This window comes from Sphingomonas oligophenolica, assembly GCF_039522915.1.
Taxonomy (GTDB): domain Bacteria; phylum Pseudomonadota; class Alphaproteobacteria; order Sphingomonadales; family Sphingomonadaceae; genus Sphingomonas; species Sphingomonas oligophenolica.
Map to the genome: position 1 here is coordinate 209,672 of NZ_BAAAEH010000047.1, position 19,943 is coordinate 229,614.

Here is a 19,943-nt window from a genome sequence, read left to right on the forward strand (position 1 = left end):
GGCATGCGGATCGCGATCGCCACCGATGCATGGTCGCCTCAGGTGAACGGCGTGGTGCGGACGTTGCAGGCAGTACGCACTGAACTCGAGCGGCAGGGGCACGAGATACTGATTGTCTCGCCCGACCTTTTCTATTCGCTGCCCTGCCCGACCTATCCCGAGATCCGCCTCGCCTTCGCGACGGTCGCCGATGTCGGCAAGCGGCTCGCCGATTTCAATCCGCACGCCATCCATCTCGCCACTGAAGGCCCGGTCTGCCTGGCCGCGCGGCGCTGGTGCCTGACGCGTCACTTTCCCTTCACCACCGCCTATCACACGCAATTTCCCGATTATGTATCGGCGCGGACCGGCGTGAATCCGGAATGGATATGGCGCTATATCCGCTGGTTCCATGCCCCGGCGGAAGCGATCCTCGCCTCGACGCCCTCGGTCGCCGCCACGCTCGAGAAGCATGGCCTCGCCGGCGTCCGCCACTGGGGCAGGGGGGTCGATCTTGCGACCTTCTCCGATTGCACGGTCGCGGACCCGGCGCTCGCCCGGCTGCCCGGGCCAATCCAGCTCTATGTCGGCCGCGTCGCGGTCGAGAAGAATATCGAGGCGTTCCTTGCCTCGACCCATCCGGGCACGAAGGTGATCGTCGGCGACGGGCCGGCCAGGGCGTCGCTCGAAGCGCGCTTCCCTGAGGCGAAATTTCTCGGTCCGTTGTTCGGCGATCAGCTCGCCGCCGCCTATGCCGCTGCCGACGTCTTCGTTTTCCCCAGCCGTACCGATACGTTCGGCCTGGTCATGATCGAAGCGCTCGCCTGCGGTGTTCCGGTCGCCGCCTATCCCGTCACCGGCCCGATCGACGTGCTGACCGATCAGGTTGGTGCGATGCATGCTGATCTGGACGTGGCGATCGCCACCGCCCTCACCAGGGATCGCCAAATCTGCGCCGCTTATGGCGAGACGTTCACCTGGGAGGCCAGTGCCCGTCAGTTCCTCAGTGCGCTCGTGCCGCTCGATCAGGACAAGGCGATTGCGGCATAGCCGAAAGAAAACGGCCCCGCTTGCCTCGCCGGGCAAGGAAGACTAAGTCGGTTCCATGTCACGGCCGCTCCCAAAGGGGCGGCCCTTTTACGTTTTAGAGGAGTTTTCCAGTGGCTCAGCCGCTCATGCCCCATGCGACCGCGTCCTGGCTGGTCGATAACACCTCGCTCAGCTTCGAGCAGATCGCTGAATTCTGCGGCCTGCATATCCTCGAAATCCAGGCGATCGCAGACGATACCGCGGCAACCAAGCTGACCGGCCGCGATCCGGTCCGTGCCCATGAGCTGACGCAGGAAGAGATCGACAAGGGCCAGGCCGATCCCGATTATCGCCTGGTGATGCTGAAGGGCCCGGAGCAGGTTCGCCGCACCAAGGGGCCGCGCTACACCCCGGTGTCGAAGCGGTCGGACAAGCCGGACGGCATTGCGTGGATCATCCGCAACCATCCCGAGATCAGCGACGGCGCGATCGGCAATCTGATCGGCACCACCCGCACCACGATCGCGGCGATCCGCGATCGCAGCCACTGGAACATCGCCAACATCACGCCAAAGGACCCGGTGACCTTGGGCCTGACCACCCAGCGCGAGCTCGATGCTGCCGTGGCCAAGGCGGCCAAGGCGGCGGGTATCGAGGCGCCGGTCGACACCCGTCTCGAGGGTGATCGCGAGGCACTGATCGTTGAACTCCGCGCCCAGCGCGACCAGCTTGCCCGTGACGCCGAAGCAGCTGAAGCTGGTGAAAGCCCCGTCTCCGCAGAGCCGACCGCCGAGAATTTGTTCAAGCGTTGATGCGTTAAACGTCATGCCGGACGTGTTCCGGCATGACGAATCCTGTAAGCAGCCTGCCGCGCCGGCGATCCGTGCACAGCCCCGGACATTTGCCGCGTGACTTGCCCGGCGATCCGTTGCTACCCGCAACTGATGGCCACTGCTTCCCGCTCCGATGCCGCGTTCGTCGCTGACGAAAGCTTCGTCCCGACCAGCCATAAAGGCATGATCTATCCGTTCGGCGGCGCCGAACCAGGCCCTGGCGACGTGATGACGATCGCTCCCGGTATTCGCTGGGTTCGCCTTGTCGTGCCGGGCGCGCTCAAGCACGTGAATTGCTGGCTGATCGACGATGGGGACGGGGTCGCGCTGGTCGATACCGGCATGAACCTCCCCGACGCACGGGCCGGATGGAAAGCTGTCTTCCGCGGCCCGCTCATGGACACGCGGGTAACTCGGGTGATCGGCACCCATTTCCACCCCGATCATGTCGGCCTGGCAGGCTGGATGTGCACCCATCACGGCGCCTCGCTGTTCATGACGCGTGGCGAATGGCTCACCTTGCGTTCGGTGTTGCTCGATGCGCGTGATGCTCTTCCCGATGAGATGGCCGCATTCTGGCGCGCCGCCGGTTGGACCGACGAGCAGATTGGCCACGCCGCCGAACGCGGCTGGTCGGGATTCCGGCGGATCGTCACGCCGCTGCCGCTCGATTATCGGCGCTTGGTCGATGGCGGGACGCTGGTGCTCGGCGGCAATCCGTGGCGGGTCGTGGTCGGCTCGGGCCACAGCCCCGAACATGCCTGCCTGCTCGACGAGGCTGCGGGTATCCTCATCGCGGGCGATCAGGTGCTTCCCCGGATCAGCCCCAACGTATCGCTCGGCGTCACCGAGCCCGAGGCTGATCCGCTCGGCGAATGGTTCGCCTCGATCGCGAAGCTCAGGCAATTGCCGCACGGCCTGCTCGTCCTGCCGGGCCATGGCGACCCTTTCACCGGGCTGCACAATCGTCTCGACGCGATGGACCGTGAACATCGCGAGCGGCTCGATGAGCTCGAAATCTTCCTCGCCGAGCCGCGCCGCGCGGTTGATTGCTTCGGTCGCCTGTTCCGCCGCGCTATTGGCCCCGACATACTCGGCATGGCGACCGGCGAGGCGCTCGCCCATCTGCGTCGGCTCGAAGTCGAGGGTAGGGTGATGAAGGAAGTGCGGGACGGCGTATGGTGGTACCGCGCGATCTGATCCGTAATCCGCTCGATCGACCGAATATGGCCTGACTTGTTCCGGGCCCATCGTGCTGCGCACGCAACGCTTGCGGCGCTGCGCGCCGGGGTGACGGAGCGGCAGCGAGCGGTTAGCCTCCTGGTTGCAACGCCGCGCGAGGCGGCGAGTCGAAAGAGCAAGCCATGTCCGATCTCCGCGACCGCGCCATCCAGATCTACGACGCTTTCACGCATGAGCACCGCGATCGCCGCACCCTGCTTCGCCAGATGGCGGTGCTGGCCGGCTCGGTCGCTGCCGCTGAAACGCTGATCGCCGGCATTGCCGCCTCGCCCGCGGCCGCTGCGATCACCCAGCCCGACGACAAGCGTCTGAAGACACGAAAGGGTGCCCACATCCTTCCCGACGGCAAGAATATAAATGGCTATTTCGCCGTCCGTGCCGATCTCGCCCACAAGGCCGGCGCGGTCATGGTCATTCACGAGAATCGCGGCCTCAATGCCCATATCGAGGATATCACCCGCCGGATCGCGCTTGAGGGATTCCTCGCCTTCGCGCCCGATTTCCTGTCCGATCAGGGCGGTACCCCCGCCGACGAGAATGCAGCGCGCGATCTCATCGCCAAGGTCGATTACGATTCGATCGTCGCCGAGGCGCTTGGCGTCATCGGCATGCTCAAGCGAATCGGCGGCGCCAATGGCAAGGTCGGTACGGTCGGGTTCTGCTGGGGCGGCGGGCTGGTCGACCGGGTCGCGGTGGCGGCCGGCGGCGCGCTTGCCGCCGCGGTACCCTATTATGGCCCGGCGCCCGAGCCGGCTGAGGCGGTCAAGGTCAAGGCAGCGATGCTGCTGCATTATGCCGGCAAGGACACGCGCGTGAACAGCACCGGCGCGCCCTGGGCCGCGGCGCTCGAGGCGGCCGGAAAGGACGTCCAGGCCTACACCTATGAAGGCGTCGATCATGCCTTCAACAACGACACTTCGGTGGAACGCTATAACGCGCCGGCGGCGACGCTCGCCTGGCAGCGCACCATCGCTTTCTTCCACGCCCATCTCGATACATAATTGCCAAAAAGGTCTGCGCCGTTCTGGTTGTATCCCGCAAAGCGACAGGTTAGGTTTCGCCCGACCGCAGGGGGCGGTGCAAGGGAGGCAATCATGACAGATGTAACAGATCAGCCCGTCGCGACGGGCATCGCCAGCCTCGCCCGGGCGCCGCTCGGTCGCCGCACGGTAATGAGTCGCATGGCCGCCCTGCCGGTCGCGTCAGTCGTCGCCGGTTCGGGGATGGTCGGCTTCGCCACGCCAGCCGCCGCGGCGGGTATCGATCCGAGGCTCAATGCGCAGAATCTGCGCTTCGCGATCAGCGGCGGTCGCATCCTTGACGGCTATTTCGCCACGCCGCGCGGCAAGACCAACCTCGATGTCGTTGTCGTGCTGCACGGCAAGAACGGGCTCGATGCCGCTGCCGAGGAAACCGCGCGCCGCTACGCGCAGGCCGGCTATTTTGCCGTCGCGCCCGATCTCGGCAAGAATTTCGCCGGCCTCGATCATGAGAGCCAGGTTGCCGAAATGGTCAAGGTCGCGCCGAAGCTGAAGCGCCTGCCACACAGCAACGGCAATGTCCGGGTCGTCAGCGCCGCCTGAGCGCGCGCTTCCCGACATCAGGATTCAAGCACGGCGTCAGGGGGATCTTGACGCCGTTGCTGTGTCGTGTTCCATTTATGTTCTTGAGCGCCCGAGTCGGGAGAGAGCATGATGGCGTCGAACCTTGTCTTCTATACCAACCCGATGTCGCGCGGCCGAATCATCCGCTGGATGCTCGAGGAAACCGGTGCGGACTATGAAACGGTCGTGCTGGATTACGCGTCGACCATGAAACAGGAGCCGTACCTCTCGATCAACCCGATGGGAAAGGTGCCCGCGATCGTCCACAACGGCCATGTCGTCACCGAGTGCGCGGCGATCTGCGCCTATCTGGCGGATGCGTTTCCCGAGGCCGGGCTTGCACCGCCGACCACGGAGCGCGCCGATTATTATCGCTGGCTCTTCTTTGCAGCGGGCCCGGTCGAGCAGGCAGTGACCAACAAATCGATGGGTGTCGCGCCAACCGAACAGCAGCAGCGCATGGCTGGCTATGGCAATTATGATCTTACGGTCGATACGCTCGAAAGGGCGGTGTCGGCGCATCCCTATATTGCCGGCGACGGCTTCACCGCGGCTGACGTCTATGTCGGGTCGCAAATCGGCTGGGGCACCCAGTTCGGCACCCTGCCCAAGCGCGACGTGTTCACTGACTATCTCGGCCGCATCATGTCACGTGACGCCTGCAAGCGGGCCAACGACAAGGACAATGCGCTGATGCCGGCGCCTGAGCCTGCGTAATCTGGTCGGGGAAACTTTCGTCCATTCACCCTGAGATCGCCGAGCCTGCCCCGGCGTCGGGGGCGCCGATTCAACCGGGGCGATGATTGTAAGAGGTGGTGTCGGACGAAGCGCTGCGTCGCTCAGTCCCGCTCTTTGACATGACCGCATATGTTATATGACGACGTGGCGCTGTTATTTCCAACAGCCCCCCGCTGTTCCGCTGTTCCGCCGCTGTTCGTCCATTGCATCGCCGCTGTTCCTCCGCTGTTCCTCCGCTGTTATCGGGTAACAGCGAAATCGACCGTAAATAATTGATAACAGGCAAGTAAATTGTTGCGAAAATCCAACATAACAGCGGCGAAAAAATAATTTTCCGATAACAGCGGGGAACAGCGGGAAATCCCCAGTCCCGTTCTCCGCCAATCGCATGCTTGAATGTCGTTCGGGCTTGCCCGGTTTCAGGTGCGCCGCTTCAGCCGAGGCGCTCCATTCGGTCAGGCAGCGCCGCCGTCACGGCCCGCCGCCATGCCGCGCTGCCGCTGCTCCACCCGGCAATCTCATCGATCGTCCGCCCGCAGCCCAGGCACCAGCCGCTTGCGTCGTCCATCACACAGATATTGACGCACGGGCTCTCGATGAGCTGCACCGGCACCGTTTCGACGATCCCGTCCACGGGCCCTATTCGATGGTCAGCTTCGCCATCAGGAAGTCGGGCAATGGTCCGTTCCAGCCATCGTCGGGCCCGTCATCCTGTTGCGGACGCGGCGCCCGCGCCGGGCGCTCATCCCGCGGCGGTCGACTGTCGCGCTCGGGGCGAGGGGCCCGCTCCTCGCGTGGCGCACGGTCCTCGCGCGCCGGGCGGTCCTCGCGCGGGGCTCGAGCCTCGCGCGGGGTGCGCGGGGCGCGGGCAGGGCGCTCCGCCTTGGGCGCCTCGGCAACCGCTCCGGGCTCGTCGCGCGCTTCTGTCGCCGCCGGTTTCGCCTTGGCGGCGGGCTTGGCCCGCCCGCCGCGCCCGGCCCGTGCCGCTGGCTCAGCTCGGGGGGCATCCTCCGCATTTTCCCAGCGATCGATCCGGATGCCGGTCAGCTTCTCGATATTCTGCACATTCTCGGCGTCGTCGGGCGTCACCAGGGTGAAGGCGACGCCGGTCGCGCCTGCCCGGCCGGTGCGGCCGATGCGGTGGATATAATCGTCCGGATGCCAGGGGGCGTCGAAATTGAAGACGTGGCTGACGCCCTTGATGTCGAGCCCGCGCGCCGCGACGTCGGATGCCACCAGGATGTTCACATCGCCCGCCTTGAACCGGTCGAGCTCGGCAATCCGCTGCGATTGCTCCATGTCGCCATGGATCTCGCTCGAGCGGAAGCCCTGGCGTTGCAGCGCCTTGTTGAGATCACGGACCGTGGTCTTGCGGTTGGAGAAGATGATCGCCGTCTTCACATCCTCGGCGCGGAGCAGTTCGGTCAGCTTCTCGCGCTTCTTCGAGGCCGAAACCGGCACCAGCCACTGCTTGATGTTGATGTTCGCGGTCGCCGGTCGCGCAACCTCGATCGTCTTGGGGTTGCTGAGGAACTTGTCGGCCAGCTTCTTGATCGGCGGCGGCATCGTCGCCGAGAAGAGCAGGGTCTGGCGCTGCTTGGGCAGCTTGGTGCAGATTTCCTCGATGTCGGGGATGAACCCCATGTCGAGCATCCGGTCGGCCTCGTCGATCACCAGCAGATTGCAGCCGGTGAGCAGGATCTTGCCGCGTCCGAACAGGTCCATCAGCCGGCCGGGCGTCGCGATCAGCACGTCGACGCCCTTTTCGAGCGCCTTTTGCTGGTCGCCCATCGAAACGCCGCCGATCAGCAATGCCATCGAGAGCTTGTGGTACTTGCCGTATTTCTCGAAATTTTCAGCGACCTGGGCCGCAAGCTCGCGCGTCGGCTCGAGGATCAGTGATCGCGGCATCCGCGCGCGGCTGCGGCCCTCGCCGAGAATGTCGATCATCGGCAGCACGAAGGCGGCGGTCTTGCCGGTGCCGGTCTGGGCGACGGCGACAATGTCGCGCATCATTAGCACGCTCGGGATCGCGCTCGCCTGAATTGGAGTCGGCTCGGTATAGCCGGACTCGCTCACGGCTTTCAGAAGTTCGTCGGATAGGCCGAGGTCGGCGAATGTCATGCGGTGTCCGGAAAAGGGGCCTCGTCAAAACGCTCGGCCAGCCTCCGAAGCGCTTGCCGATCAGGGGGCGAATGTCAAGGTAAAGGGCGATCGGGACGGTCGGCGCGACGCAAATTGGCCGGTCAATGCTTCGCGACGAGCCGTTTGAACTCGTCGATCCCGCACGAGCCGCCGGATCGGGTCCGCACTGCGTCGCGGTCGGCGCAGATCATCCCGTCGGGCGTGGCTTTCAGATACAGGCCGGAATAATAGTCGAGAGACGGACAGTCATCGTCGAGCTTGGCGCGAATCCGCTTGTCGTCTTCGACGATCAGATCAACGCTGTTCGCCGCGGTGATCGTCGCGCCGGCTATCTCCCCCAGCGCCACGCATTTCGGCCCCTTCTTCTCGACCCAGCGGACCGGCTGCGAGGCCTCGACCGGCGGGTGGGTGAAGGGCAGGCGCGGAATCCGGATGATGATCCGCTGATGGAAGATCACTTGCGCGACCTCGACCCGGTCGACGCGCGATTCCTCGGCCGACGCCCCCGGCACAAGGGCGAGCAGGATCAGGGCAGGAATCATCGCCTGGGACATATCTTCCAGCCGTTAACTTCAATGCTTGAACAGTCGATGAACTGGCCCCCCGGGTAGTGGTTCAAGAAATTGGCTCCTTGTCCCCCGCATGATAGAGGCGCAGTCATGACGCCCGCAATATCCGAGCTGATCGATTCCGTCCGCGCCGCGCTGGGACCGAAGGCGGTGATCACTGATCCTACCGAGATCGCCCCCTGGCTGGATGACTGGCGTGGCCGCTATCACGGCACCGCCTCCGCCATCCTGGCGCCGGACAGCCGGGAAGGCGTCGCGACCATCCTCGCGCTGGCGCACGCGGCGCGCGTCCCGCTGGTGCCGCAGGGCGGCAATACCGGCATGGTCGGCGGCGCGACCCCTCCGGCCGACGGCTCGGCGCTGATCCTGTCGCTGCGGCGCATGAACCGGATCCGTTCGATCCGGCCCGAGGATGGCCTTGCCATCGCCGAGGCCGGGGTGATCCTGGCCGATCTCCATGCGGCGGCCGAGGCGCAGGGCATGCGCTTCCCGCTGACGCTCGGCGCGCGCGGAAGTGCCACCATTGGCGGGCTCGCCTCGACCAATGCCGGCGGCACGCAGGTGCTGCGCTTCGGCACGATGCGCAGCCTGATCGCCGGGATCGAGGCGGTGTTGCCTGATGGCAGCGTCCATGATGGCCTCGCGGCGCTGAAGAAGGACAATCGCGGCTATGATCTCAATCAGCTGCTGATCGGCGCCGAGGGCACGCTCGGCGTCGTCACTGCCGCGACGCTCCGACTCGTGCCGGCGATCACCGGGCGGGCGGTCGCCTGGGTGGGCCTGGCTGACCCCGAGACGGCGCTCGCGCTGCTGCGCCGGCTCGAGGGCGGCACTGACCGGATCGAGAGTTTCGAGATCATTCCCGACGCAACGCTCGCGCTCGTGCTCAAGCACATCCCCGGCACCCGCGCCCCGCTCGAGTCGGCCCATGAATGGCACGTGCTGATCGAGGCGGTCACTGACGATCCGGCCGACGCCGAATCGCCCGTCGAGCTCCTGGAACGCCTGCTCGCCCCAGCGCTTGCCGACGGTCAGGTGGCGGATGCGGTGATCGCCGCGAGCGAAGCGCAGGCCGAGTCCTTCTGGCGGATCCGCCATTCGATCTCCGAAGCCGAGCGCGCTGACGGGCCGGCGATGCAGCATGATGTCTCGGTCCCGGTCGCCGGCATGCCGCGCTTCATGGTCGAGGCGGCGGCGGCGTGCGAGGAGCGCTTTCCCGGCACCCGCGCCTCCGGCTTCGGGCATCTCGGCGACGGCAACGTCCATTTCCATGTCCGCGCGCCGCGCGGCATCGATCCTCAGCGCTGGTATGCTGAGGAAGGCCCGGTCATCACCCGCTTCGTCAATGACCTCGTCGTCGCGGCTGGCGGATCGATTTCTGCGGAGCACGGCATCGGCCAGATGAAGCTCGCGGAACTCGAGCGCCTCTCCTCGCCGGCGCGGATGGCGGCGCTCCGCGCGATCAAGGCGGCGTTCGATCCTCATGCACTGATGAACCCCGGCAAGCTCGTTGCGCTTGCGCCAGCGCCGCTGGCGCCATAGAGCCGGGCGCCGTCCGGCACGCATAAGCCGTCACTTTGTTGCAATGGAGAGTTTTCGATGGCCAGCGCGCCGCAGCAGCAGCTTCCCTTGTTCTACCAGGCGCTCGAGCCGCTTTCGAGCGAGGCGCATGCCGCCTTCAAGATGCGCCAGCTCACCCACGCCAAATTCCTGGTCGGGCAGCACGCCATTCCGATCACGGTCGATGAGTTCGCGCTGGTCCAGCGTCGCCTGCCGATCGTCTTTACGGAAGGGGACGATCCGGTTCCGCTTGCGCTGATGGGTCTGAACGAGGGCGTCAACGTCTTCGTCGCCGCTGACGGCACGCTGACCGAGAACGAGATGTACATCCCGGCCTATATCCGCCGCTATCCCTTCATGCTGGCACGGCTCGCCCCCGGCGCGCAGGAGCTCTCGCTCTGTTTCGATCCGACTGCTGAGGGCATCGGCGCCAGCGAGGAAGGCCAGCCGCTTTTCGAGGAGGGCCAGCCGAGCGCGGTCACGAAGAGCATCCTCGAATTCAACGAATCGTTCGAGCAGGCCGGCGCCCGCACCAGCCAGTTCATGCGCGACCTGAAGGAACTCGATCTGCTGATGCCGGGCGAGACGACGATCACGACCGAGGGCGTCGAACAGCCATTCGTCTATCGCGGCTTCCAGATCGTCAACGAAGAGAAGCTGAGCGAACTTCGCGGCGATCAGCTGCGCAAGATCCACAAGAACGGCATGCTGCCGATGCTCTACGCACATCTCTTCTCGATCTCGCTGATGCGCGAGATCTTCAGCCGGCAGATGCAGCTCGGCCTGGTGCCGCTGCCCCAGCCGGTCAACTGATATCGGGCTTTGACCTGACAGGCGCACCGCGATCGTCCACATAAAGGGCGATTGCGGTGCTGATTCCCATCGCTTCGGCGCTGCGGCGCTGCGGCATCGCTTGGTGCTGCGCAATTCGATTTGCGCCCGCTTTGGTGGCCCTTCGCCAAGGCATATTCAAAGCGGCTCAATTTGGCCCTTGAAGGCCTGAAACCAGCCACCTATATCGGTGTTGCGCGGCTTCGTGTCCCCCCTTTCGCGGGGCCGTGCGATGCACCTTCGGGTGCATCTCCTCCCTGAACCTTGGCCACCGCGTGCTGCATTGCACGCGGTGGTTTTTTTATTGGAGCAGGCTATTCGGCTGCTATGGCGGCCGGCGCGGCCAGCGCCTCGTCGACGACCGCATCGATCATCCGCCGCAACAGGCTTGCCGTTGCCGCCAGCCCGTCACCAGGCCGGTCGAGTGCGGCATCGAGATAGAGAGCGCGGTCGATCTCGATCTGGATCGCGTGAATACCCGCCGCCGGGTTCGCCTGCGCATCGAGGATATGGCCACCGGCATAAGGCGCGTTGAGCGCGCAGGCGATACCCGCCGCCATGCACTCGGTCTCGAGCCGGTGAACGAATCGGGCAGCGGCCGATCGCCCGAACCGGTCGCCCAGCACGATCCCGGCCGCGCCTTCCCCGGGGGCGATCGATGGCATCGAATGAAGATCGAGTAGCACCGCCACGCCGAAGCGCGCTCGCGCTCGCGCCAGCGCGTCGGCGAGCGCGGCGTGATAGGGTCGATGATCCTGGACGATCCGCGCCGTGACCTCCTCGCCCTCGAAGCGCCGCTGCCAGATCTCGCCCACGCCCGAAACGCGGCGCGGCACCAGGCCGAGCCCGCCGCGCAACTTGGCTGACATGATCGGCATCGCCTGCCGGTTCGCGCCGTCATCGATGCCGGGATCGCGCTCCCGCTCGCCGCGATTGAGGTCGATCCAGGCACGGGCCACGCGCTGCACGAACATGGTCTCGCGGCCATGCGCCGCCAGCGCCAACGTATCGACGTGCCGGTCCTCGAGCGGCAGCAGCGCTGCAACCGGCACGCGGAGCGCAGCGCGGAGCACCAGCGGGTAATCGCGCCCCGCATGCGGCACTGACAGCACGACCGGGCTCGCCGGCTCGACGTCGCCATATCGATCGAAGGAAAGGGCGATATCGGCCATTGCCCGATAACCTAGGCGGTGGTGTGGTTCATCGCAATCGGGGCAAAGCATTGCTGGAAAATCTTAAGCCCTTTGCGCATAAACAGCCGGGGCAATGTGAGCAGGACGCGATGATCAGGATATTGCTGGCCGAAGACGATCGAGTGATGCGCGAATATCTGACTCGTGCTCTCGAACGCTCGGGCTATGCCGTCAGCGCAGTCGATCGCGGCACCGCGGCGATTCCGCTGCTCGAGAGCGAGCCGTTCGATCTGCTTCTCACCGATATCGTCATGCCCGAGATGGATGGGATCGAACTCGCCCAGAAGGCCGGCGAGATGTGTCCCGATCTGCGTGTCATGTTCATCACCGGCTTCGCCGCGGTCACGCTCAAGGCGGGCAAGACGGTTCCCCAGGCGCGCGTTCTCTCCAAGCCTTTCCATCTGCGCGACCTCGTGATGGAGGTCGATCGCATGTTCGAAATGGAGAATATGACGCGCGGCGCCTGATTTCGGCTGCTGGCGCTTGCGTGGTCGGACATCCCTCGCTAGAGCGCCCAACTCGCGTGGGCGTGTAGCTCAGTGGTAGAGCACTGTGTTGACATCGCAGGGGTCGCAAGTTCAATCCTTGCCACGCCCACCATTTAAAAAGCCCGTGAAGTCAGCAGACTTCGCGGGCTTTTTTCCGGCTCCGGCGCGATCCTAATGCGGCCGCCGCTTCTTGCCCTGCTCGACCGCACGGATCATGCGCGCGCGAAACTTCACACGCTGCCAGAAGGTGGCGTCCTGCAGCCGCCATTCGCCGATCGCTTCGCTCGTCAGCGAATCGAGTTCCTCTTCGCTGGGGACAAGCGGTTCCCTTGCATAGGCAGCGGCGATTTCTTCCAGCCGCTCCCGCTGCTCGAGCATCGTATGCGAGCTCGGTTTGATCGTGGGTTTGTGAGTCGGGATAAGTGACCTGATCATTTCAGCCCCCATCAGAAACTCAAACGCGCACCGCCTCTTTCAGTTCCGAGCGTCCGTCTCGCCGTCTTGCGCCCGGCTAATGGCATCGGTAAGGCCGCGGGCGTGACGGGTCCCGGAGACGGGATCAATAGGGAAATCGGTGCGCGGGCCCTTCCGCAAAACCGGTGCTGCTCCCGCAACTGTGACCGGATAGCCGGCGCTTCATATTGCCACTGGGTTCGCGCCCGGGAAGGCGGAGCGCTCGACGAAGACCCGGAAGCCAGGAGACCTGCCCGCCACGGTCGATCCATCGCGCGGGCGGGATGCACCGGGCGGACGAGGGCGTTACCTCGAGTGAACGACATGAACCGGGCCGTCGGGGCCGGGTGTCGTGAAGGCGCGCTCAATCCCTCGGCCCCATGTGAAGGGGCAATGCCATGATCGAATACCGTACCTGTCTTCTCGCCACGGCGGCACTGCTCGCCGCGACCAGCGCCCATGCGCAGACGGCGCCATCAGTCGCTGCCGATGACAATTCCATTGTCGTCGCCGACTGGCGCGCGATCCCCGATATCATCGTCGCCGCCGGCGTCGCGCAGCAGCCCGACCAGATCGGCCAGGCCGTGACCGTCATCACCCGCGACGAGATCGAGCGCCGCCAGACAGTTTCTATCTCCGACCTGCTCACCACCACACCGGGCGTTACCGTTTCGCGCAACGGCGGCATCGGTACCGTCACGGCGCTGCGCATCCGCGGCGCGGAGGGCGAGCAGACGCTGACGATCATCGACGGCGTCCGCGTCAATGATCCTTCCTCGCCGGGCGGCGCGTTCGACTTCGGCAATCTCCTTGCCGGCTCGGTCGAGCGGATCGAAGTGCTGCGCGGGCCGAACTCGGTGCCGTGGGGCAGCCAGGCGATCGGCGGTGTCGTCAACATCACCACCGTGACGCCGACCCAGGGCCTGCAGGGCCGCGCCAGCGCCGAATATGGGTCGCACAACAGCCTGTTCGCTACCGCCGGCGTGTCGGGCGGTGCCGGCGCCGTCACCGCCGCGCTGACCGGCGGCTATCTGCGCACCGACGGCATCTCAGCGGCCGCCAGTGGGGCCGAGCCCGACGGCTACAGGCAGTATGGCGCAACCGGCAGCGTGGGCATTGCCTTCACTGATGATATCGGCCTCGATCTGCGTGCCTATTATGCCCACAGCAAGGTCGATCTCGATGGCTTCCCGCCACCCGACTACAGCCTTGCCGACGACGCCGAATATTCGACCGCGCAAGAGATCTACGGCTATGCCGGTCTCCATGCGAACCTGATCGACGGCCGCTTCCGCAACCGCGTCGCCTTCACCATCGCCGACATCAACCGCGACAATTATGATCCGGCTTATGGGTCAGCGCCCAGTTTCTTCGGCCGCGGCCGGAGCGAGCGCTACGAATATCAGGGCGATTTCAAGCTATCGGATCAGCTCCGCCTCGTCGCCGGCGCCGAGCATGAGGACAGCAGCTATTATGACGGCTCGCTGACTCACCGGAGCGGGATCACCAGCTTCTATGGCGAAGCGATCGTCACGCCGATCGAGGAACTCACTGTCACCGGTGGTGTCCGCCATGACGATAATCGCGATTTCGGCGGCCATACCAGCGTCGGTGCCAACGCAGCGCTCGCGCTCCACGAAGGCACGACGCTTCGCGCCAGCTATGCCGAGGGATTCAAGGCGCCGACCCTGTACCAGCGCTTCAGCGACTATGGCACCGGTCATCTGCACCCCGAAACGGCGCGGAGCTATGATCTCGGTGTGGAGCAGAAGTTTCTCGACGGACGCGCCACTGTGGGCGTGACCTGGTTCCACCGCGACACGACCAATCAGATCGACTTCAGGCCCTGCGACCCCGCCGATGTGACCAACCCCGATACGATCTGCTTCCACCGCCCTTATGGCACTTATGACAATATCGAGCGTACCCGCGCCCAAGGTGTCGAGTTCGAACTGGCGCTACACCCGATCGAGGCTGTCACGGTCACCGGCAACTTCAGCTATATCGACAGCGTCAACCGCTCCCCCGGCGCCAATTTCGGCAAGGATCTCGCCCGTCGCCCCAAGGAGACGGTCAGCGTGTCAGCTGACTATCGTCTGCCCTTCGGCCTGTCGGTGGGCGGCACGATCAGTCATGTCGGCGACAGCTTCGACGATGCCGGCAATAGCAGGCGCCTCGACGGTTATGCGCTGGCGGGCCTGCGCGCCGAAATGCCGATTGGCGATCACCTCGTTCTCTATGGCCGGGTGGAGAATGTGTTCGACGAAAAATACCAGACCGTTGCCGATTACGGCACCTATGGCCGGACCGCCTATGGCGGCATCCGTGTGAAGCTGAACTGATGCGCGCCGCCCTGCCGCTGGTGCTGCTGCTCGCCGGGTGCGCTGCCCCGGCAAAGCCGCGCGCCGGCGGCGGGGCGCTGCCTGTCAGGATCGTCTCGACCAACCCTTGCGCTGACGCGATGCTTGTCGAGCTCGTGTCGCCCGAACGGATCGCCGCGATCAGCCATTATTCGCAGGACCCAGCCGCGACGTCGATCCCGTTGGGAGTGGCAAACCGCTTCGCCACCACTGCGGGCACCGCCGAGGAAGTGATAGCGCTCGACCCCGATCTGGTTGTAACGAGCAGCTTCACGCCCGCAAGCACCCGCAACGCCTATGAACGGGCCGGGTTGAAGACCCTTCTCCTCGATTCCCCGACGACGATCGAGGCGAGCAAGGCGCAGATCATGCAGGTTGCGAAGGCGGTAGGGGAGGACGCGCGGGGCAGGGTGCTCAATGCCCGGATCGACCGCGCGCTCTCCCTGGCCATTCCCCGGCGAAGACCAGCGAAGGAAAAAGGGAACCCCTCAGCCCTACTGTTCATCGGCGGCAGCCTCGCCAACGGGTCGGGCACGCTCCTCGACGAACTCCTCGTGCGCGCCGGTTTCCGTAACGCTGCAGCCGATTACGGCCTTGCCTTTACCGGCACGCTGCCGATCGAGACCATCGCTGCGCACCCGCCCCGCATCATCCTCACGCCTGACGCCTCGCGCACCGCGGCACTCCGTACCCGTGTCCTCGCAGCGACCGGTGCCGGGACGGTCGAAGCCGAATTCCCCCGCACGCTGGTCAATTGCGGCGGTCCGACGATCATTCCCGCCGTCACTCGCCTCGCGGCAATCCGGCGGCAGGTCGCATCATGAAGCGCAACCTCGCTTTGCTGATCCTGCTTGTGATCCTCGCTTTCGCTTTCTCGCTGATCGCCGGCAAGGCCTGGGTTCCCCCGCTCGCCTGGTTCTCCCCTGACCCGCGTTTCGCGATCATCATCGAATTGCGCCTTCCCCGCGCGATCCTCGGCCTGAGCATCGGCGCCGTGCTCGGCCTCTCGGGCGCGGTGCTGCAGGGCTATCTCCGCAATCCGCTCGCCGATCCCGCCGTGGTCGGCGTCTCGTCAAGCGCGGCCCTCGGCGCGGTCGCTGCGATCGTGCTCGGCATCGCTGGCAACCCGCTGGCCCTGTTCGCCTGCGCGATGGCAGCGGCGGCCGGCTCGATGACGCTGCTCGCGGCCCTGACCTGGCGAAGCCCGAGCCCGGTTCAGTTCATCCTCGCGGGCACCGTCCTGGCCAGCCTTGCCGGCGCGCTGACCGCTTTCCTCATCTCGATCGCGCCCAACCCCTATGCGGTGGCTGAAGTGATCGACTGGCTGATGGGCGCGCTCACTGATCGCAGCCTCGACGATGTCCGCACTGCGCTCCCGTTCATGGCGGTGGGTGCCGGGCTCCTGTTCCTGACCGGCCCGTCGCTTGACGCGCTGACCCTGGGCGAGGAAGCGGCCCGCTCGCTCGGCATCCGTCTCGGGCGGCTTCAGGCACTGGTGGTGCTCGGCACCGGCCTCACCATCGGCGCCAGTGTCGCGGTGACCGGCGTGGTCGGCTTTGTCGGCCTCGTCGTCCCGCATCTGCTCCGCCCGTTCTTCGGCCACCGCCCCTCCTCGCTGCTGCTGCCGAGCGCGCTCGGCGGCGCGGCGTTGGTTCTGACCGCTGACAGCCTGTGCCGCCTTGCTCCGGGCGCGGGCGAGGTGAGGCTCGGTGTCGCGATGGCGCTGCTCGGCGCGCCCTTCTTCCTAATGCTTTTGCTGAAGGGACGCGCGGCATGGAGCTGACACTTGATGACCTTGGTGTGACCCTGTCCCGTCGCCGCGTGCTCGACGGCATCAGCGTCATCCTTCGCCCCGGCCGTGTCACTGCGATCCTCGGCCCCAATGGCGCTGGCAAGTCCACTCTGCTCAGGACAGCCGCCGCGCTGATCGCGCCTGCAACCGGCACGGTCCGCCTGGGCGATCGGAATGTCGCTACGCTTGATCCCCGGGAGCGCGCCCGGCGGATCGGCTATCTCCCGCAAAATGCGGGCGTTCATTGGAATATCGCTACATCCGAGGTCGTAGCCCTCGGCCGCCTGCCGCACCGGGCGCCCTTTGCCGCTCCCGGGCAGCATGATCTCGACGCTGTGACGCGGGCAATGGCCGCTACCGAGACCGCCCATCTCGCTGACCGGCCGGTCAACGAGCTATCGGGCGGCGAACGCGCGCGTGTGCTGCTCGCCCGAGTCCTGGCCGGAGAACCCGACTGGCTTCTCGCCGACGAGCCGCTCGCCGGGCTCGATCCCCGGCACCAGTTCGACATCCTCGACCGGCTTCAGGAAGTGGCGCGGCAGGGCCGCGGCGTGGCGATCGTGCTGCACGACCTGCTTCATGCCGGGCGCGTGGCTGACGATGTGTTGCTGCTCAAGGAGGGCAGGGTGCTGACGAGCGGGGAAGCCGCGGCGGTGATGACGCCTGACAATTTGCGCGCGGCATTCGGAGTCGAAGTTAGCGTGCAGCGAAACACGGGTGGCGGATTGGTTTGCACGCCCATCGGTCGGGCGCTCGCGACGGCCTGATCGTTATGCGCCGCCTCTCAATGCCGCCACCGATCGCTTGAGATTCTCGCGCGCGGCCGCCTCGAATCGGGCGCGACCCCAATCGGAGAAATAGAGAGTGTCGCGAGCCAGGAATCCCTCCAGAATAGTGGCGCGCCCAAGGCGAAAGGCTGCGTCTGGAACCTCGCGATATTCGTGCCGCACGCCCGCTTCGTACGCATCGAAATCAACCGGGGGAGCGCCGAGGATCGACAGGTCCATATCGAGAAACAGGGCCATATCGGCTGCCTCGTCGGCCGAAAGGCCGGCTGGTATGGCATGGCGTGCGGTCGCCTCGATCAAGCGTATCGTACGATCGAGAATATTGTCGGGCACTATGCCTTTCAGCATCCGTTCCGCTAGCGCAGCGCTGCGGCTTTCATTGTCCGCCCGGCGCGGCTCATAGATCGCGTCATGAAGGAGGATGGCGTATCGCACTGCATCCGGGTCGTGCAGGAAGCGCTCCACCTCCGCATGGAGCGCCAGGAGAGCGACCGGGTGACTCCAGCTGTGATAGCCACGATCAGGCCCGGAATGAAGGCGCCGTATTTCGTCGAGCAATGTTTCGTCGAGCATGTCACCTTTCTCACTGCCGTGCCGCCGGTTATGGAGCAAGGCCGGCAGGGGAGCGATCCTCTTTTCGGATCATCTTGCCGCCCCCATCAATCCCGCTAAACCTCGCCCAAAGGGGAGAAGCAGCATGGCGACGATCGCGGCCAACGATATCGCACCCGGCCCGGGCACGCGCCCCGAGCCGAGCCGCAAGGAAATCCAGCTCGTCATCACTGCGTCGGCGCTGGGCACGATCTTCGAATGGTATGATTTCTTCATCTACGGCACGCTGGCCGCCTCGGGGATCATCGGCCGCGCCTTCTTCCCCGCCGGCAACGAGGTGGTGCAGACGCTGGCTGCCTGGGCGGTTTTCGCCGTTGGCTTCGGCTTCCGGCCCTTGGGCGCGGTGCTGTTCGGCTTCCTCGGCGACAAGCTGGGTCGCAAATATACGTTCCTCGTCACCATCACGCTGATGGGCATCGCCACAGCCGGGGTCGGGCTCGTGCCTTCGGCAGCGACGATCGGGCTTGCCGCGCCCTTCATCGTCATCGGGCTGCGCATCCTTCAGGGCCTGGCGCTGGGCGGCGAATATGGCGGGGCGGCGATCTACGTCGCCGAGCATTCGCCGCCGGGCAAGAGCGGCTATTATACCAGCTTCATCCAGGCCAGCGTCGGCGGCGGTTTCATCCTCAGCCTGCTCGTCGTGCTGCTCACCAAGTTCCTGATGCCGAAGGAGGTCTGGAACGACTGGGGCTGGCGCTTCCCCTTCGTCTTCTCCCTGCTGCTGCTGGGGGTGTCGCTGTGGATGCGTCTCAAACTCTCCGAAAGCCCGGTCTTCAAGGAAATGAAGGAAGCCGGCGAAACGGCGAGAAACCCCTTCACCGAGAGTTTCACCTATCCCGGCAATCTGCGCCGCCTGTTCGTCGCGCTGTTCGGCATCGCCGCGGGGCTGACGGTGATCTGGTACACGGCGATGTTCAGCGTCCTCTCCTTCCTTCAGACGACGATGCGCGTCGAGGAGACCACCGCGCAGCTCATTACCGGCGTGGGCGCAACCGCAGGGATTTTCTGGTTCATCTATTTCGGGCGGCTCTCGGACAAGGTCGGCCGCAAGACGCCGATCATCCTCGGCTATGCGATGACTCTCGTACTGCTCTTCCCGATCTTCTGGATGATGGGCAGCGCGGCCAACCCCGCTCTGTCGGCCGCCGCCCGGCACGCCCCGGTGGTCGTCTCCGGGCCCTTATGCGAATACAACCCTATTTTGACGAAGCAGGCCGATGAGTGCGGCCGACTGCTCGACTATTTCTCGAAAAAGGGCGTCGCCTATACCAAGCGGCAGACGCCAGTTACGGTCGTCTCGATCGGCGGTGTTCCGGTCCAGGATGCAAGTCCCGCGGGCCTGGATGCAGCGCTCGCCAAGGCTGGCTACAATCTCGACAAGGTCGTGCCGGCACCGCTCGACATCCTCAAGATCGTTACTGCCATATTGGCTCTCGCGGCCCTGTCGGGCATTACTTACGGACCCGTAGCGGCATTGCTCGCCGAGATGTTCCCGCCGCGCATCCGCTACAGCTCCATGTCGATCCCCTATCATCTCGGCACTGGTTATTTCGGCGGCTTCCTGCCGGTGATCGGCCAGTATATCGTCGCCAAGACTGGCAATCCCTATTCGGGCCTCTGGTATACATGGGTCGTCGTCGCGATGGCGCTGGTGGTGACCGCGGTCGGCCTGCGCGAGACCAGGCCCGGTACGGCAAGCGCTGATTGATTCGGGTCAGCTTCGCTGG

20 protein-coding genes, 1 tRNA gene and 1 riboswitch are annotated in these 19,943 nt (G+C 65.3%); of the genes, 15 read left to right on the plus strand and 6 right to left on the minus strand.

The genetic code is table 11. The annotated features are described in order from the left end of the window. Nucleotides 1-3 precede the first annotated feature (3 nt). The 6 genes from ABD050_RS22370 (at nt 4) to ABD050_RS22395 (ending at nt 5,404) form a co-directional block, all read left to right on the plus strand. Nucleotides 4-1,029 (plus strand): glycosyltransferase family 4 protein, encoded by a 1,026-nt coding sequence (locus ABD050_RS22370; RefSeq protein ID WP_343891738.1) that lies wholly within the window; start codon nt 4-6, stop codon nt 1,027-1,029. Between the two features lie 110 nt (nt 1,030-1,139). Then, on the plus strand, nt 1,140-1,820 hold the full coding sequence (locus tag ABD050_RS22375) for a cell cycle transcriptional regulator TrcR (protein WP_343891739.1): 681 nt from the start codon (nt 1,140-1,142) through the stop codon (nt 1,818-1,820). A gap of 132 nt (nt 1,821-1,952) precedes the next feature. After that, nucleotides 1,953-3,041 (plus strand): MBL fold metallo-hydrolase, encoded by a 1,089-nt coding sequence (locus tag ABD050_RS22380; RefSeq protein ID WP_343891740.1) that lies wholly within the window; start codon nt 1,953-1,955, stop codon nt 3,039-3,041. 164 nt (nt 3,042-3,205) lie between these two features. Then, entirely contained in the window at nt 3,206-4,084 is an 879-nt protein-coding gene (locus ABD050_RS22385; protein WP_343891741.1) for a dienelactone hydrolase family protein, read from the plus strand. A 93-nt stretch (nt 4,085-4,177) separates the two neighbouring features. After that, nucleotides 4,178-4,666, plus strand: coding sequence for a dienelactone hydrolase family protein (locus ABD050_RS22390; protein ID WP_343891742.1), 489 nt, complete (start codon nt 4,178-4,180; stop codon nt 4,664-4,666). Between the two features lie 111 nt (nt 4,667-4,777). Then, nucleotides 4,778-5,404: a glutathione S-transferase family protein gene (locus tag ABD050_RS22395; protein WP_343891940.1), complete on the plus strand. Its 627-nt coding sequence runs from the start codon at nt 4,778-4,780 to the stop codon at nt 5,402-5,404. Between the two features lie 454 nt (nt 5,405-5,858). Here ABD050_RS22395 and ABD050_RS22400 read toward each other — a convergent pair whose 3' ends face one another. From ABD050_RS22400 to ABD050_RS22410, 3 genes are all read right to left on the minus strand, one after another. Next, nucleotides 5,859-6,059: a DUF1289 domain-containing protein gene (locus ABD050_RS22400; RefSeq protein ID WP_343891743.1), complete on the minus strand. Its 201-nt coding sequence runs from the start codon at nt 6,057-6,059 to the stop codon at nt 5,859-5,861. A gap of 5 nt (nt 6,060-6,064) precedes the next feature. Continuing rightward, a complete protein-coding gene (locus ABD050_RS22405; RefSeq protein WP_343891744.1) occupies nt 6,065-7,549 on the minus strand; it encodes a DEAD/DEAH box helicase in 1,485 nt (494 codons plus the stop codon). Nucleotides 7,550-7,671: 122 nt separating this feature from the next. Then, the gene (locus tag ABD050_RS22410; protein ID WP_343891745.1) at nt 7,672-8,112 is read right to left on the minus strand and encodes a hypothetical protein; all 441 of its coding nucleotides are present in this window, start codon (nt 8,110-8,112) and stop codon (nt 7,672-7,674) included. 117 nt (nt 8,113-8,229) lie between these two features. Between ABD050_RS22410 and ABD050_RS22415 the strand changes: the two genes are divergently transcribed. Continuing rightward, nucleotides 8,230-9,681 carry an FAD-binding oxidoreductase gene (locus ABD050_RS22415; RefSeq protein ID WP_343891746.1) on the plus strand — a complete coding sequence of 484 codons (1,452 nt, stop codon included), beginning with the start codon at nt 8,230-8,232 and terminating at the stop codon, nt 9,679-9,681. 57 nt (nt 9,682-9,738) lie between these two features. After that, complete coding sequence (locus ABD050_RS22420) at nt 9,739-10,512, plus strand: SapC family protein (protein WP_343891747.1); 774 nt, start codon at nt 9,739-9,741, stop codon at nt 10,510-10,512. A 332-nt stretch (nt 10,513-10,844) separates the two neighbouring features. Here the strand turns inward: ABD050_RS22420 and ABD050_RS22425 are convergent, their stop codons facing one another. Next, on the minus strand, nt 10,845-11,702 hold the full coding sequence (locus tag ABD050_RS22425) for an N-formylglutamate amidohydrolase (RefSeq protein ID WP_343891748.1): 858 nt from the start codon (nt 11,700-11,702) through the stop codon (nt 10,845-10,847). Nucleotides 11,703-11,812: 110 nt separating this feature from the next. On the opposite strand from ABD050_RS22425, the gene cpdR reads away from it, so the two are divergent. After that, a complete protein-coding gene (gene cpdR, locus ABD050_RS22430; RefSeq protein WP_343891749.1) occupies nt 11,813-12,190 on the plus strand; it encodes a cell cycle two-component system response regulator CpdR in 378 nt (125 codons plus the stop codon). Nucleotides 12,191-12,248: 58 nt separating this feature from the next. Continuing rightward, nucleotides 12,249-12,323: transfer RNA gene (locus tag ABD050_RS22435), tRNA-Val, on the plus strand. A 59-nt stretch (nt 12,324-12,382) separates the two neighbouring features. On the opposite strand, the gene ABD050_RS22440 is transcribed toward ABD050_RS22435, so the two are convergent. Next, complete coding sequence (locus ABD050_RS22440; protein WP_343891750.1) at nt 12,383-12,646, minus strand: hypothetical protein; 264 nt, start codon at nt 12,644-12,646, stop codon at nt 12,383-12,385. Nucleotides 12,647-12,736: 90 nt separating this feature from the next. Beyond that, nucleotides 12,737-12,936: riboswitch (cobalamin riboswitch) on the plus strand. Nucleotides 12,937-13,062: 126 nt separating this feature from the next. On the opposite strand from ABD050_RS22440, the gene ABD050_RS22445 reads away from it, so the two are divergent. The 4 genes from ABD050_RS22445 to ABD050_RS22460 are packed head-to-tail and all read left to right on the plus strand — an operon-like array spanning nt 13,063 to nt 17,583. Further along, a complete protein-coding gene (locus ABD050_RS22445; RefSeq protein ID WP_343891751.1) occupies nt 13,063-15,006 on the plus strand; it encodes a TonB-dependent receptor plug domain-containing protein in 1,944 nt (647 codons plus the stop codon). Then, a complete protein-coding gene (locus ABD050_RS22450) occupies nt 15,006-15,848 on the plus strand; it encodes an ABC transporter substrate-binding protein (RefSeq protein WP_343891752.1) in 843 nt (280 codons plus the stop codon). The genes ABD050_RS22445 and ABD050_RS22450 overlap by 1 nt, the downstream gene beginning before the upstream one ends. Beyond that, nucleotides 15,845-16,807 carry a FecCD family ABC transporter permease gene (locus ABD050_RS22455; protein ID WP_343891753.1) on the plus strand — a complete coding sequence of 321 codons (963 nt, stop codon included), beginning with the start codon at nt 15,845-15,847 and terminating at the stop codon, nt 16,805-16,807. Before ABD050_RS22450 ends, ABD050_RS22455 begins: the two co-directional genes overlap by 4 nt. Beyond that, entirely contained in the window at nt 16,798-17,583 is a 786-nt protein-coding gene (locus ABD050_RS22460) for an ABC transporter ATP-binding protein (protein WP_343891754.1), read from the plus strand. Before ABD050_RS22455 ends, ABD050_RS22460 begins: the two co-directional genes overlap by 10 nt. A 3-nt stretch (nt 17,584-17,586) precedes the next feature. On the opposite strand, the gene ABD050_RS22465 is transcribed toward ABD050_RS22460, so the two are convergent. Further along, a complete protein-coding gene (locus tag ABD050_RS22465; RefSeq protein WP_343891755.1) occupies nt 17,587-18,177 on the minus strand; it encodes an HD domain-containing protein in 591 nt (196 codons plus the stop codon). A 124-nt stretch (nt 18,178-18,301) separates the two neighbouring features. Here ABD050_RS22465 and ABD050_RS22470 point away from each other — a divergent pair, with 124 nt between their 5' ends. Continuing rightward, nucleotides 18,302-19,924, plus strand: coding sequence for an MFS transporter (locus ABD050_RS22470; protein WP_343891756.1), 1,623 nt, complete (start codon nt 18,302-18,304; stop codon nt 19,922-19,924). Nucleotides 19,925-19,943: the final 19 nt, after the last annotated feature.

Bases quoted from the DNA above. Each gene is read 5' to 3' on its own strand.
- ABD050_RS22370 (WP_343891738.1), top strand. From the start codon at position 4: ATGCGGATCGCGATCGCCACCGATGCATGGTCGCCTCAGGTGAACGGC.
- ABD050_RS22380 (WP_343891740.1), top strand. From the start codon at position 1,953: ATGGCCACTGCTTCCCGCTCCGATGCCGCGTTCGTCGCTGACGAAAGC.
- ABD050_RS22385 (WP_343891741.1), top strand. From the start codon at position 3,206: ATGTCCGATCTCCGCGACCGCGCCATCCAGATCTACGACGCTTTCACG.
- ABD050_RS22390 (WP_343891742.1), top strand. From the start codon at position 4,178: ATGACAGATGTAACAGATCAGCCCGTCGCGACGGGCATCGCCAGCCTC.
- ABD050_RS22395 (WP_343891940.1), top strand. From the start codon at position 4,778: ATGGCGTCGAACCTTGTCTTCTATACCAACCCGATGTCGCGCGGCCGA.
- ABD050_RS22405 (WP_343891744.1), bottom strand. From the start codon at position 7,549: ATGACATTCGCCGACCTCGGCCTATCCGACGAACTTCTGAAAGCCGTG.
- ABD050_RS22410 (WP_343891745.1), bottom strand. From the start codon at position 8,112: ATGATTCCTGCCCTGATCCTGCTCGCCCTTGTGCCGGGGGCGTCGGCC.
- ABD050_RS22415 (WP_343891746.1), top strand. From the start codon at position 8,230: ATGACGCCCGCAATATCCGAGCTGATCGATTCCGTCCGCGCCGCGCTG.
- ABD050_RS22420 (WP_343891747.1), top strand. From the start codon at position 9,739: ATGGCCAGCGCGCCGCAGCAGCAGCTTCCCTTGTTCTACCAGGCGCTC.
- ABD050_RS22425 (WP_343891748.1), bottom strand. From the start codon at position 11,702: ATGGCCGATATCGCCCTTTCCTTCGATCGATATGGCGACGTCGAGCCG.
- cpdR (WP_343891749.1), top strand. From the start codon at position 11,813: ATGATCAGGATATTGCTGGCCGAAGACGATCGAGTGATGCGCGAATAT.
- ABD050_RS22440 (WP_343891750.1), bottom strand. From the start codon at position 12,646: ATGATCAGGTCACTTATCCCGACTCACAAACCCACGATCAAACCGAGC.
- ABD050_RS22445 (WP_343891751.1), top strand. From the start codon at position 13,063: ATGATCGAATACCGTACCTGTCTTCTCGCCACGGCGGCACTGCTCGCC.
- ABD050_RS22450 (WP_343891752.1), top strand. From the start codon at position 15,006: ATGCGCGCCGCCCTGCCGCTGGTGCTGCTGCTCGCCGGGTGCGCTGCC.
- ABD050_RS22455 (WP_343891753.1), top strand. From the start codon at position 15,845: ATGAAGCGCAACCTCGCTTTGCTGATCCTGCTTGTGATCCTCGCTTTC.
- ABD050_RS22460 (WP_343891754.1), top strand. From the start codon at position 16,798: ATGGAGCTGACACTTGATGACCTTGGTGTGACCCTGTCCCGTCGCCGC.
- ABD050_RS22465 (WP_343891755.1), bottom strand. From the start codon at position 18,177: ATGCTCGACGAAACATTGCTCGACGAAATACGGCGCCTTCATTCCGGG.
- ABD050_RS22470 (WP_343891756.1), top strand. From the start codon at position 18,302: ATGGCGACGATCGCGGCCAACGATATCGCACCCGGCCCGGGCACGCGC.